The sequence below is a fragment of the Paenibacillus ottowii genome, from assembly GCF_006874425.1.
GTDB lineage: Bacteria > Bacillota > Bacilli > Paenibacillales > Paenibacillaceae > Paenibacillus > Paenibacillus ottowii.
In genome coordinates, this window is sequence record NZ_VIJZ01000008.1 from 1 (window position 1) to 13,345 (window position 13,345).

Annotated in this window: 11 protein-coding genes and 1 tRNA gene; 1 reads left to right on the forward strand and 11 read right to left on the reverse strand. The window is 47.2% G+C overall.

Annotated features, from left to right (window positions below):
* Positions 1 to 510, forward strand: a 510-nt coding sequence (locus FKV70_RS18075) for an IS3 family transposase (RefSeq protein WP_142613735.1), incomplete at its 5' end; no start/stop codon positions are given.
* Positions 511 to 884: 374 nt separating this feature from the next.
* Here the strand turns inward: FKV70_RS18075 and FKV70_RS18085 are convergent.
* The 11 genes from FKV70_RS18085 to FKV70_RS18130 form a co-directional block, all read right to left on the reverse strand.
* Positions 885 to 1,832, reverse strand: a complete 948-nt coding sequence (locus FKV70_RS18085) for an NAD(P)-dependent oxidoreductase (RefSeq protein WP_142613736.1) — start codon at positions 1,830 to 1,832, stop codon at positions 885 to 887.
* A 761-nt stretch (positions 1,833 to 2,593) separates the two neighbouring features.
* A tRNA-Ile gene (locus FKV70_RS18090) sits at positions 2,594 to 2,667 on the reverse strand.
* Between the two features lie 118 nt (positions 2,668 to 2,785).
* Positions 2,786 to 2,950 (reverse strand): hypothetical protein, encoded by a 165-nt coding sequence (locus FKV70_RS26180; RefSeq protein ID WP_167669737.1) that lies wholly within the window; start codon positions 2,948 to 2,950, stop codon positions 2,786 to 2,788.
* Between the two features lie 146 nt (positions 2,951 to 3,096).
* Entirely contained in the window at positions 3,097 to 3,738 is a 642-nt protein-coding gene (gene pyrE / locus FKV70_RS18095) for an orotate phosphoribosyltransferase (protein ID WP_064796071.1), read from the reverse strand.
* Entirely contained in the window at positions 3,735 to 4,529 is a 795-nt protein-coding gene (gene pyrF / locus FKV70_RS18100) for an orotidine-5'-phosphate decarboxylase (protein WP_142613737.1), read from the reverse strand. Before pyrF ends, pyrE begins: the two co-directional genes overlap by 4 nt.
* A 64-nt stretch (positions 4,530 to 4,593) precedes the next feature.
* Complete coding sequence (gene carB / locus FKV70_RS18105; protein ID WP_142613738.1) at positions 4,594 to 7,809, reverse strand: carbamoyl-phosphate synthase large subunit; 3,216 nt, start codon at positions 7,807 to 7,809, stop codon at positions 4,594 to 4,596.
* A gap of 1 nt (position 7,810) precedes the next feature.
* Positions 7,811 to 8,947 (reverse strand): glutamine-hydrolyzing carbamoyl-phosphate synthase small subunit, encoded by a 1,137-nt coding sequence (gene carA / locus FKV70_RS18110; protein ID WP_063210159.1) that lies wholly within the window; start codon positions 8,945 to 8,947, stop codon positions 7,811 to 7,813.
* A gap of 60 nt (positions 8,948 to 9,007) precedes the next feature.
* Entirely contained in the window at positions 9,008 to 10,330 is a 1,323-nt protein-coding gene (locus tag FKV70_RS18115; protein WP_142613739.1) for a dihydroorotase, read from the reverse strand.
* 59 nt (positions 10,331 to 10,389) lie between these two features.
* Complete coding sequence (locus tag FKV70_RS18120) at positions 10,390 to 11,304, reverse strand: aspartate carbamoyltransferase catalytic subunit (protein ID WP_063210157.1); 915 nt, start codon at positions 11,302 to 11,304, stop codon at positions 10,390 to 10,392.
* Between the two features lie 2 nt (positions 11,305 to 11,306).
* Positions 11,307 to 11,867 carry a bifunctional pyr operon transcriptional regulator/uracil phosphoribosyltransferase PyrR gene (pyrR, locus tag FKV70_RS18125; protein ID WP_142613740.1) on the reverse strand — a complete coding sequence of 187 codons (561 nt, stop codon included), beginning with the start codon at positions 11,865 to 11,867 and terminating at the stop codon, positions 11,307 to 11,309.
* Between the two features lie 505 nt (positions 11,868 to 12,372).
* The gene (locus FKV70_RS18130; RefSeq protein ID WP_142613741.1) at positions 12,373 to 13,344 is read right to left on the reverse strand and encodes an RluA family pseudouridine synthase; all 972 of its coding nucleotides are present in this window, start codon (positions 13,342 to 13,344) and stop codon (positions 12,373 to 12,375) included.
* Between the last annotated feature and the right edge of the window lies 1 nt (position 13,345).

The following is a 13,345-nucleotide window of genomic DNA, read 5'->3' on the forward strand; positions in this document are numbered from 1 at the left end:
CTGAAACGGAATTTCACTGCGGAAAAGCCTAATCAGACATGGGTAACTGACATTACCCAGTATCGTGTTGGAGAGCGCTGGGTATATCTATCGGCAATTAAGGATCTGTTTAATAACGAGATCGTGGCTTACGAAATCGGCGAACGCAACGACAATGAACTCGTGCTCCGCACATTCAGCAAAGCGTTTGCTAAGCAGAAAGACGTGACCGGACTGATCGTTCACAGCGATCAGGGATTCCAGTACACGTCTCACGCTTACCAAGACATGCTACCCATGGTTGGCGCCCAAATCAGCATGTCTCGTCGAGGAAATTGTTATGACAATGCCTCGATGGAGAGTTTCTTCTCGCATCTCAAAACGGAAGGGCTCTACCCTTATCATATCCGAACAGTTACCGAAGCACAAAGCAAAATCGAGAAATATATTCGTTTTTATAACCGAAAACGGCCGCAACGAAAACTAAAAAAACTGACGCCGATAGAGTACCGACGCCAGTTTGCCGCCTAGGGGCTTTTTTCAATGTCTACAAAATGGGGTCTTGACCATCTATTGGGCAGTGCTTTCTTTATTGGACTATAATCCTACTAGGGTGTGTAGGCAAACTGTGAAGCCGTCCTCTGGGTTGCCCGTATCGGTGCTTCATGGCATTATTTACCCAATTATGATGGCCCTTGGTCTTCAGCCTACAGCTTTTTCTGGCGTTCGTGGTTGATGTACTGGGGAATCCGCTCCGCTTTGAGTTGTACTAGGACAGGCAGATGATTCGGTGATGGATTCCGAACAAGCGAGACCGAAGAAAAAAGCGGGCGTATGACTAGGATACGTATAAAGAACGGCCAATTGATCGACTACTTTTTTAATAAAATGAAAAATTATCAGAACTATAACACCTGATTAAGCTTGCTTTCGGGTTCTTCACCGTTTTTTATATGTTTTATATTATTGACAAAAAAATCATATCTTTTTTTATGCAACTTGACGCCATCTGGCATGCCAGCAGTATGGGGAGTAAGTATGACATTACTCAGATTCCTTAGTTCGCTGTCAATTGAAAGCGGTTCAGATTCAAACACATCCAAGCATGCTCCTGAAATTTCTTTATCTTTTAAAGCAGCTATTAAGTCATTTTCATTGACAATCCCACCGCGAGCCGTATTGATAAAAAGTGCGGCATTCTTCATCTTTTTGAATACTGCTTTATCAATCAGTTGTTTGGTTTGCGGATTCAGTGACGTATGTACAGTGACTATATCTGATACCCTTACAAGATTATCGAAATCAGTCATTTTTACAAAGCTGTCAGGTTGTACAACGGCATGTCTAGCATTAACCAGCACATTCATATCAAAAACCCTGCAAAACTCAGCTACTTTTTTACCGACAGCACCAAAGCCGATAATCCCTATCGTTTTACCTTTTAATTCACTTCCTGTATAGTCCAACTGTTTTTCATCTATTCTGGTTTTCATGAATCTATCAAGGTAGGGTATGTTTTTATAATAAGACAACATCAGCGCCATTACATGCTCGGCCACTGCCTGCGCATTCACTCCTGCAGCATTAGCTACCCAAATACCTAGTTGCGTGCAGGCATCAATATCTACATTATCATACCCTGCACCCGTCTGTACCAGTTTCAATTTTTTTGCCATGGAAAGTAAGTCGCGATCCACTTTGATATGTTCAGGTATGATAACCTGGCAGTCTCCAATATGATGCAGCATTTCTTTTCCCGGCGGCACAATTACAATGTCCCAGTCATTAGGAAAATATTTTTTAATATTTGATTTGGAAATTTGTGTAAAATAGCCTACTATAAGAATTTTCATTGTCAAGCCACCTCCAATTTCTTTGTTTTTACAATAATATGTTTATTGATATTTGTAAAATTGAAAGTTTATATAAATTCTACATAGACTTATCCACTTCCATAAACGTCGTTATCCAGGATCATCCACAATATTGAACTAGTTAGATTGATTAGAGCCTATACGCAAACCTATTTGAGCCACATCCTTATCGAAATCAACGCCAAAAAGCCTTGAACACGCTCGCTATCTTGTCATAGCGGCTTGCCAAGCGCTAATACTGTTTCACTTGATTAAAAAAGCCCTTACGATTAAATGCTTCTATTTTTACGTATCCTTGTCGTAAACTCGCTTCTTTCGCCGGTTGCGTTTGCTTGGAATGACGGCGGTTGCGTTTTGTTCCTTTATTAAGGCCATAATCACATCGGTATCATACGCCTGATCCGCCAAAATCTCTCGATTCTGTAAATCCAGCTTCGAAAGATACTGGGGGCAAAAGCATCTGAACGACTTCCCATTCACGGTCTGTTAATTTGTATCTTCGTCCCATATCTCTTATTTTACCAGAATGTTCTCTTGATCTACAGTTTGCGTACACACCCTAGCTATCGCGATGTATTCATGAGATGCCTAAAAATTAGTTACCACACTCTTTAATTTTCCTTTTACTAGGATAAACAATCTACCTCTCCAAAACAACCTCTCCAAAACAAATCCTATCACTAAAGCAGCGAATAATGAACAACAAAAAAACCCTTGCTAAGCAAGGGTTTTTAAGGAAATGGGCCCTGAGGGACTCGAACCCCCGACCAATCGGTTATGAGCCGACCGCTCTAACCAACTGAGCTAAGGGCCCTCAAAAAAATATGTATATTCACGCTACATATTTGTAACAGCAACGTTAATTAATATACAACATTTTCTTGTGTTTCGTCAATAGTTTTTTGAAATTTTCTTTTTTTTTTTTTATGAACCTACAGAATAAATCGGACACCATAGCGACCTTTGCGCGAGCGGTACACCTCCACTGCGCGGGGGTCATTGTAGCCATACATCCAGCCATCATGTTCTAGCCTTTTTGCCAGACATCCTGCTTGGAATTTAGTCGTGTACAGTCTGCCATAGTAAACCCAATACATCCGAACTCCCCTTTTCACATGATAGTAGGTGTTAGTGTATCCGGATCGAATTCGATTTACACAGCTTGATTTATAACAATCTATACTGAATGCAAAGTGACTGTACTGCACGATCTATTAGCTCTGCTATCTCTATATGCTCAGCCTTATTTGCCAAAGGAAGCCGGGTCTTGGCGCCAGGAACGCAGCAGCTCCATTTCTTCCTCCTGAATGGTTCCTTCACGCAAGGCGACCTCCATCAAAGCGGTGTAATTGGACAAGGTTTGCAGCTTCACTCCTGCTTCTTCAAAAGCTTGAGTGGCTTTGTCCAACTGGTAGCTGAAAATAGCCAGTACAGCTAACGGCTGGGCGCCTGCTTGCTCTACAGCCTGGGCTGCTTTAATGGAGCTACCCCCGGTAGAGATGAGGTCCTCGATGACCATAACCTTTTGCCCGGCGCTGATGCGACCCTCGATTTGGTTCTCTTTCCCATGTCCTTTAGCTTTGTCTCTGACATAAGCCATTGGCAGATTTAGCTTTTGGGCCACCCAGGCAGCATGAGGAATCCCTGCTGTGGCTGTGCCGGCAATAACCTCTGTTTCGGGGTATTGTTCACGGATGATAGCCGCAAAAGAGTCTGCGATCAGTTCACGCACCTCCGGGTAGGACATGGTCAGGCGGTTGTCACAGTAGATAGGGGATTTAATGCCTGATGTCCATGTAAAAGGCTGCTGTGGACGCAGTGCCACTGCTTGAATGCGCAACAGATGGGATGCAATTTGCTCTGGTATATTGTTTAATGTAGTCATACTTGTAACATCTCCTCAATAATATGTTTTGCTGCGGCGCGTGGGTCTGGTGCCGCCGTGATCGGCCGTCCAACGACAATATGGCTGCTGCCTTGGACAATGGCTTGTCCGGGTGTGAGCACACGAGATTGATCACCTGTAGCGCTGCCTGCCGGGCGTATGCCCGGGGTTATGGTTTTAAAGTCAGATCCGCATACAGCACGAATCGCAGGCACTTCTAATGGGGATGCTACCACACCGTCCAGTCCAGCTTCACGTGTCAATTGTGCATAACGGACGACTGTATCCTGCACCGTGCCAGGAATGCCCAGCTCCGTATTCATGGTCGTCTGATCTGTGCTGGTCAACTGTGTGACTGCAATAATTAGCGGCATGGCAAGCGAGCTGTCTGCGGAAATCGCTGCTTCGGCTCCGGCTCTGGCTGCAGACATCATACTGCGTCCTCCAGCAGCGTGTACATTAAACATATCCACGCCTAGGCGAGTAATACTCTCTGCTCCTCCCCGTACCGTGTTGGGGATATCATGCATTTTCAAATCCAGAAATACGGAATAACCTCTTGATTTTAATTGTTTTACAAAAGCTGGTCCTGCGCTATAAAACAGCTGCATCCCCACTTTTATATAACAAGGAATTCCCTCAAGCTGCCGAATGAACTGCTCAGCCTGTTGTGCATCCGGGTAATCCAACGCAACCATCAGCCGTCCTGCCATCTGCTGAAATGCTTCGTTCACCGTTCTACATCCCCTTTTCACATCATTTCGGGTATATGTGCCCGTGATAAAGGACATCCGCCAGCAAAAGCTGATGAATGTCCTTCCCATTACTACTTATTTGCCGTCTATTTATAACTCGTTAGTTGCTGAGAACTGGCATCGACTCGGATGTAAAGTTAATCGTCTCCAGCATTTTTAACAAAGCGCGTACTGTATCCAGCGAGGTCATGCAGACAACGCCGTTCTCAACCGCTTCGCGTCGAATGCGGAACCCGTCACGCTCTGGCGTTTTGCCTTTGGTCAGCGTATTGAAGACAAAGTTGGCTTCACCTGTGCGGATCATATCCAGAATATTCGGAGTACCCTCACTTAGCTTGTTAACAGTGTTCACTGGAATGTGGGCCTGTTTCAATGCAGCTGCCGTTCCACCTGTAGCAATAATTTTGTAGCCCAGTCTATAAAAGCCCTGCATCAGCTCAACCGCTTCTTCTTTATCCTTATCTGCTACCGTGATGATGATCGCTCCGGTGGATGGAATTTTCATGCCTGCGCCTACGAGGCCTTTGTATAATGCTTTGGCGTACTGGATATCGCGTCCCATAACTTCACCTGTAGATTTCATTTCAGGCCCCAGTGTCGGCTCTACACGACGCAGCTTGGCAAAGGAGAATACAGGAACCTTAACCGAGACATAATTACTCTCAGGCCAAAGCCCGTCTGTATAGCCTGCATCTTTGAGCTTGCCGCCCAAAATGGCTTGTGTCGCCAGGTTTGCCATCGGAATATTCGTAACTTTGCTAAGGAAAGGAACCGTCCGTGAGGAACGAGGGTTAACCTCGATGACATACACCTCATCCTGATGAATGACGAACTGAATGTTTACCAGACCAATCGTTTTCAATTCCTTGGCAATGCTGATCGTAATGTCGACGACTTTTTGCTTTAGCTCGTCAGACAAGTGTTGCGGCGGATATACCGCGATCGAGTCTCCTGAGTGAACCCCTGCCCGTTCCACATGCTCCATGATCCCTGGTACCAGAACAGTTTCACCGTCACAGATGGCATCGACCTCAACTTCTTTGCCCAGCATATAACGGTCGATGAGCACGGGATGTTCCGGATTGATTTTAACCGCTTCTTCCATGTACCGCAGCAATTCCGTATCTGAGTACACAATTTCCATAGCGCGACCGCCCAGGACATAGGATGGACGTACCAGAACCGGATACCCCAATGCTTGGGCAGTTCCTACCGCTTCATCTACCGAAGTGACCGTGTTTCCTTTAGGCTGTGCGATAGCAAGGCGAGACAGCAGCTGTTCAAACTTTTTCCGATCTTCTGCTTCATCGATACTTTCCAGACTCGTACCCAAAATATTCACGCCCGCCGCACTAAGTGGGGCTGCGAGGTTAATCGCCGTTTGACCGCCGAACTGGACGATGACACCGATCGGTTTTTCCTGCTCGATGACGTTCATTACATCTTCGAAGAAAAGTGGCTCAAAGTAGAGACGGTCCGACGTGTTAAAGTCCGTAGATACGGTCTCCGGGTTGTTATTAATAATTACCGCTTCGTAACCCGCTTTTTGAATAGCCCATACCGCATGTACGGTGGAGTAGTCAAATTCAATCCCTTGACCGATCCGAATAGGTCCAGAGCCGAGTACAATGACTTTCTCTTTGTTAGATGGAATGACTTCGTTTTCCACCTCATAAGAGGAGTAATAGTACGGAGTTGTAGCTTCAAACTCGGCTGCGCACGTATCTACCATTTTGTAGACAGGACGCAGGTTTTGATTTAGACGGAATTCACGAACCTCGGGTTCGGTTGTCATACTCTTGCGTTGACCCATACTGCGAATCTCGGCAATGGAGCGGTCGGTAAATCCTTTTCGTTTGGCCTGATAGAGTGTTTCATAAGTCAACTCAGACTCTTTTGCGATAGTGGATTCAAATTTGACAATTCCCTCTATCTTGTCTAGGAACCACCAATCAATTTTAGTTATATCCTGAATATCTTGTTGCTTCCAGCCGCGACGGAATGCCTCGGCTACCAGGAACAAGCGTTCATCATCTGCTTTACTCAGACGATCCTTAAGCACCTCATCAGATAGTTGATCGGCACCCTTGAGATGCAGGCGATGCACACCAATTTCCAGAGAACGAACCGCTTTATGGATTGACTCTTCAAATGTACGTCCGATGGCCATGACTTCACCGGTTGCTTTCATTTGTGTGCCCAGCTTGCGGTTGGCAGAAATGAACTTGTCAAATGGCCAGCGTGGTATTTTACTCACGATGTAATCCAATGTCGGCTCAAAGCAAGCATACGTTTGTCCCGTTACCGGATTCACAATTTCATCCAGTGTATAGCCTAATGCAATTTTGGCCGCCATTTTGGCAATCGGATATCCTGTCGCCTTGGAAGCCAATGCCGAGGAACGACTCACCCGTGGGTTGACCTCAATCACGTAGTATTGATAGCTGTGCGGATCCAGCGCAAACTGTACATTACAGCCGCCTTCGATATTGAGGGCGCGAATAATTTTCAGAGAAGCGGAGCGCAGCATTTGATACTCACGATCTGACAGCGTCTGGCTCGGCGCTACGACGATACTATCGCCAGTGTGCACGCCGACCGGATCGAAGTTTTCCATGTTGCAGACAACGATGCAGTTGTCATTGCCGTCACGCATAACTTCATATTCGACTTCCTTCATACCCGCAATACTTTTTTCCACCAAGCATTGCCCGATTGGACTGTAACGCAAGCCAGAGCTCACTGTTTCACGCAATTCTTCTTCTGTGGCGCAGATCCCACCGCCTGTTCCCCCAAGTGTATAAGCCGGGCGAACAATAATGGGATAACCAATTTCGTTAGCAAATTCCAGTGACTCTTCCAGTGTTGTTACAATTACGCTTTCCGGTACAGGCTGTTCCAACTCACGCATCAAGTCACGGAACAAGTCCCGATCTTCAGCTTTTTCAATTGAATTCAGTTGAGTGCCCAGCAGCTTCACGTTTTCGCGTTCCAACACCCCAGCGCGAGCCAGTTCTACTGCCATATTCAAACCTGTCTGTCCTCCCAGCGTAGGAAGGAGACCATCCGGACGCTCCTGGCGAATAATCTGTGTTACAAAATCAAGTGTAATCGGCTCGATGTATACTTTATCTGCCATATTGGTGTCTGTCATGATGGTTGCCGGGTTACTGTTGATCAGTACTACCTCGACGCCTTCTTCTTTGAGCGCTTGACAAGCTTGTGTACCAGCGTAATCGAATTCTGCTGCCTGACCGATGACGATAGGACCGGAACCGATCACGAGTATTTTTTTAAGTTCTGTATTTTTCGGCATATTAGCGCTCTCCTCTCACTGCGGCGGCGATAGCAGCCTGACGCGGTTGCTTGGGTTGATTTCTTTTGTGCTCACGGATCATTTCCAGGAAGCGGTCAAACAGGTAGCCATTATCATAAGGACCAGGCGCAGCCTCTGGATGGTATTGCACCGAAAACGCCGGATACTTAGTATGTTTAAGGCCCTCAATCGTTTTATCGTTGTTGTTAATATGCGTCACTTCAAGCTCCGTTCCTTGGATTGATTCCTCATTCACTGTGTAACCATGATTTTGTGAAGTGATGAAGCAACGTCCGCTCTCCAGTTCTTTCACCGGGTGGTTACCACCGCGATGTCCGAATTTCAGTTTTTCCGTATCTGCTCCCGAAGCTAAGGCGAACAGCTGGTGTCCCAAGCAAATTCCGAAAATCGGGTATTCTCCTAGCAGTTCAGCCACTGTACGAACGGCATGTGGTACGTCTTTCGGATCTCCAGGACCGTTGGACAGCTGAATACCGTCCGGATCCAAGCGACGAATTTCCTCAGCGGTGGTATCATGTGGAACGACGACCACATCACAGTCCCGTTTGTTCAGTTCGCGCAGGATACCACTTTTAGCACCATAGTCAATCAATACGATCCGTTCTCCGTTACCAGGGCTGCTGTACGGATGAGGAGTAGAAGTCAAAGGAACCTGATTACGCAGTTCTTCGATGGTCAAGTCGGACATCATTTCTTTTAGTTCTTCCAACGGCTGGGAACCAGTCGTCAAAATGCCCTTCATCGTGCCATGATGGCGAATAATCCGGGTGAGCATGCGGGTGTCGATGTCGCTAATGCCAATGATGCCATATTCCTTCAGCAAATCGCCCACGCTGTATTGAGCACGCCAGTTACTTGGCGCTGGCTCGTAATGTCGAACAGCAAAGCCGTGGACATAAGGCCGTACCGATTCAAAATCATCACGAGTTATTCCGTAATTTCCAATCAGCGGGTAAGTCATGGTTACGATTTGTCCGCAATAAGAGGGATCCGTCAGCACCTCTTGATAGCCTGTAATCCCTGTGTTGAAAACGACCTCGCCTGTTTTTTCACCTTCCGCACCAAATGATGTGCCTGTAAACAGCGTGCCGTCCTGAAGTAACAATCTTGCCTGCATCCCGTCTCACTCCTCTATATTGTTTCCTGCTATTAGGTTCTATTTTTTAGTAGTTGTGTATTATTGCGCTTCGTCGGCAGACCATACCAGTTTGCCGTCTACCCAAGTTTTCACAGGCCAGCCTTTGAGCTTCCAGCCTGTAAAAGGAGTGTTACGTCCTTTGCTGGCAAACGTTTGTGGATCAACTGCCTGCTCCTGCTCCAGGTCAATCATGGTCAGGTCAGCGGGTGCTCCCTCTTTCAGGCGTCCCGTATCAAGTCGGAAGACACGCGCTGGATCAGTCGTCATACGGCGTACTAGAAAGTCCAGCGTCCATTTTCCGGTAGCTACGAATTTGGTGTACAGCAGCGGAAAGGCTGTCTCAAATCCGACGATTCCAAATGGCGCCAGCTCCATCCCTTTTGCTTTCTCTTCCTCGCTGTGTGCTGCATGGTCAGTTACGATGATATCAATCGTACCGTCCTGCAGCCCCTCAATGCATGCCTGAACATCACGGGGGGAGCGAAGCGGTGGATTCATTTTCCAGTTGGCATCCAGTCCAGGAATATCTTCATCGGAGAGTACCAAGTGATGCGGGCATACCTCAGCAGTGACCTTGATGCCAAAGGATTTGGCATGGCGGATCAATCGCACCGATTGCTCTGTACTTACATGGCATACATGATAATGTGCCCCGGTTGCCTCGGATAGCAGGATGTCACGTCCAACATGGATGGCTTCAGATTCGTTGGGTATGCCTTTAAGCCCGTGACGCTTGGCAAATTCACCGTCTGTCACTGCTGCTCCTACAACCAGCGTGTTATCTTCACAGTGCGCAATGACCGGCATATCCAGCGCTTTGGCACGTGACATGGCATCCTTCATCATTTGTGCGCTTTGCACTCCGACTCCGTCATCAGTAAAGCCGATGGCACCTGCTGCCTTGAGCGCTTCAAAATCCGTCAGCTCACGTCCCAGCTCGTTTTTCGTGATGGCCGCGTAAGGAAGCACCTTGGCGAGCCCTGCTTCCTGCCCCTTTTTCAGCACCAGCTGAACTGTGTCCACATTGTCCGTCACCGGACGTGTGTTTGGCATGCAGGCAATCGTGGTAAATCCACCTTTTACCGCGGCGCGGCTGCCTGTTTCAATTGTTTCTTTATATTCAAAGCCAGGTTCTCTCAGATGCACATGCATGTCGATTAGACCGGGGATGACCAGCTTTCCCTGGGCGTCGATTTTTTCGACTTCGAGCTCTTGCCCGGATGCCCCTTCTTCCATAATGAGGCTAATCCCGGCTTCCGCATTTGCGATAGCCACAATTTTTCCGTCAGCGATGAGAATGGATTTTAATTCCGTCTCGCCCTGCTCGTTCAATACGTTTGCATTCATAATTAATTGTTTCATCTGAAATATTCCTCCGCTCAGGTTTTTTGCAACTTTTCCTACGATTCTACTGACAGCTTCTACAGCTTCATTGCCCGTTCCATAACCGCCATACGGATCGGAACCCCGTTGGCCATTTGCGGGAAAATTCGCGATTGCTCGCTTTCCACCACTGCACTGTCGATCTCCACATTCCGATTCACTGGAGCCGGGTGCATGATAATTGTTCCGGACTTAAGGCTCGCTGCTCTTTCTTCTGTCAAACCGTACTGCTCTCGATACTCATCCGCTGAGCGCAACATTCCTTCTGCATGCCTTTCCAGCTGTACCCGCAGCATCATAACTACGTCTGCTTGCAAAGCTTCTTGCATCGGTACATAAGGAGCGTACGTTGCAAGATCAGGTGCTTGCATATTATCCGGTGCACAGAAGCTGACCTTGGCTCCGAATTTTTGCAAAGCCCACAGATTCGAGCGAGCTACACGGCTGTGAAGAATGTCTCCTATGATGGATACTCTCAAGCCTTTCAGCTCACCAAAAGTTTTGCGCATGGTGTAAAGGTCCAGCAGAGCCTGCGTTGGATGCTCATTGTTGCCGTCCCCCGCATTAACCAGCGGAATACTGACCTTCTCAGCAAGCTCTTGCAGCACTCCGGCTGGCTTTAACCGGATGACTCCAGCATCTATGCCCATGGATTCGAGCGTACGCACCGTATCGTAGATGGACTCCCCTTTTTCCACACTGGAAGCCGCAGCGGAAAAGTTCAAAACCTGAGCGCCTAGGCGCTTCTCCGCCATTTCAAAAGAAAAGCGTGTGCGTGTACTATTTTCAAAAAACATGTTGGCCGCGAAGCGTGACTGTAGAACTGGAATCAGTTTTTGCGGCTGTGATTCCCAGTAATGAGCACGATCCAGAATCGACTCAATTTCATTTCGACTAAGTTCTTTTAATCCGAGCAGGCTACGTTCTCTAAGTTGACTGGCTGTTGTGATCATACCTATTCCCCCCGGTTCTGAATGATCGTCACTTCGTCCTTACCGTCCGTCTCCTGAAGTGCTACTACGATTTCCTCAGATTTGGAGGTCGGGATGTTCTTGCCGATGTAATCTGGACGAATCGGAAGCTCACGGTGTCCGCGATCTGCTAGCACAGCCAGCTGAATCATTTGCGGTCGTCCGCAGTCCATCAATGCATCCATTGCCGCGCGAATGGTGCGGCCTGTGTACAGCACATCGTCAAAGAGAATGACTTTCTTATCATGAATCGATACGTCGGCAGGATTCATCAAAAGCTCTTTTCCATTTCCTTTCGCCTCGGCAACGCTGCTTCGGTCATCCCGGTAGGCTGTGACATCCAGCTCTCCCCATGGAATCGGTGCGCCTTCAATCTCAGCAATTTTTTCAGCCAAGCGCTGCGCCAAATGAACTCCGCGTGTGCGAATGCCTACTAGCACACAATCGTCGATACCCTTGTTTTTCTCCAAAATTTCATGTGCAATCCGCGTTAATGCCCGACGAATCGCAATTTCATCCATCAGTACATGTGTTTCATAACTCATGCTTCCAGCCTCCTCAGGTGATGTTCCCTTCAGACCTGGTCCCGTGTTCGGATACAAAAAAAGACTCCTTGCCCAAGTTTGGCAAGGAGTCTCGTATGAACAGTCTTCCACTGTTCTCCGATCTGTCGGACACACTGAAGACATACCGCCGCAGCGGATGCACTGATCAGTGATCCATTCACGTTACCTTGCCAGCCTCACGGGACTGATTTAAAGGTGCTATTCAGGATTTCCTTTGTCCTGCTTCTTATAGTGCGAGATGGCTAACCATCTCTTGGACAAAGTTCATCGCAACTACAAGAAGTATGACAGATTGAAAATCTCGTGTCAACACCCGTTCAACCGGAACCACCGGAAGCACTTTAATAAATATACATCATATCTGTATAATTATCCATAGTTGTTTTTACCCATTCCTTGTCTCACAATAAAAAAACCGCCATTTAGGCGGTCTAAATTAATGATTTATTCAAGTTTTTGAATAGAAAAGCAGTTCATCATTGTTTTAGCGACTACGCAAGGACGTTAATACGTCCTCCATATCAGGAGGGATCGGTCTGCTAAATTCCAAGTATTCTCCCGTGGTTGGATGATTAAAGCCCAGTACCGCTGCATGCAGGGCTTGGCCCTCCATACGAACTCCTTTACTGCGTCCATACATAGGATCGCCAACCAATGGGTGCCCAATGAATTTCATGTGAACACGAATTTGATGTGTGCGCCCTGTCTCCAATTGAAGTTCAAGCAAGGTATAATCCCCCAACCGTTCAATAACGAGAAAATGGGTAACTGCATGCTTACTGTTGCGTTCCGTCACCGTAAACATTTTACGATCACCTGCATCACGACCGATTGGAGCATCTACGGTTCCCTGGTCGTGGCTCAAATGACCGTGGACCAATGCTATATATTTCCGAGTCACACTATGATCCTTAAGCTGTGCTGCAAGTGATGCGTGGGCCTGATCATTTTTAGCAGCCATCAGCAGTCCTGATGTATCCTTATCAATACGGTGAACAATACCGGGGCGTAATTCCCCGTTAATGCCGGAAAGATCTTGACAGTGGTACATCAGTGCGTTAACCAGTGTTCCTGAGGAGTGCCCTGGTGCAGGATGCACGACTAGACCACGTTGCTTGTTAATGACAATAACATCCGAATCTTCGTACACGACATCTAGCGGAATATTTTCCGGCTTAATATCTACACTTTCTGGCTCAGGTACCGATAGTACAATATGATCTCCTTCAGCCAGCTTGTAGTTCGCTTTGACCGCTGCACCGTTTACCAGCACGCGACCATTCCCAATCCACAGCTGGATCTGGGAACGAGACACATCCTTCATTTCTTCGGCGATGTATTTGTCTATCCGTGTTTTGACATCTCCCGAATCTGCCGTCCATTCCAGAGATTCACCCTCCAGTTCGTCCTCATAAGACAGATCGGTGGATTCGCTGTTTTCATTCACTTCGTTCATG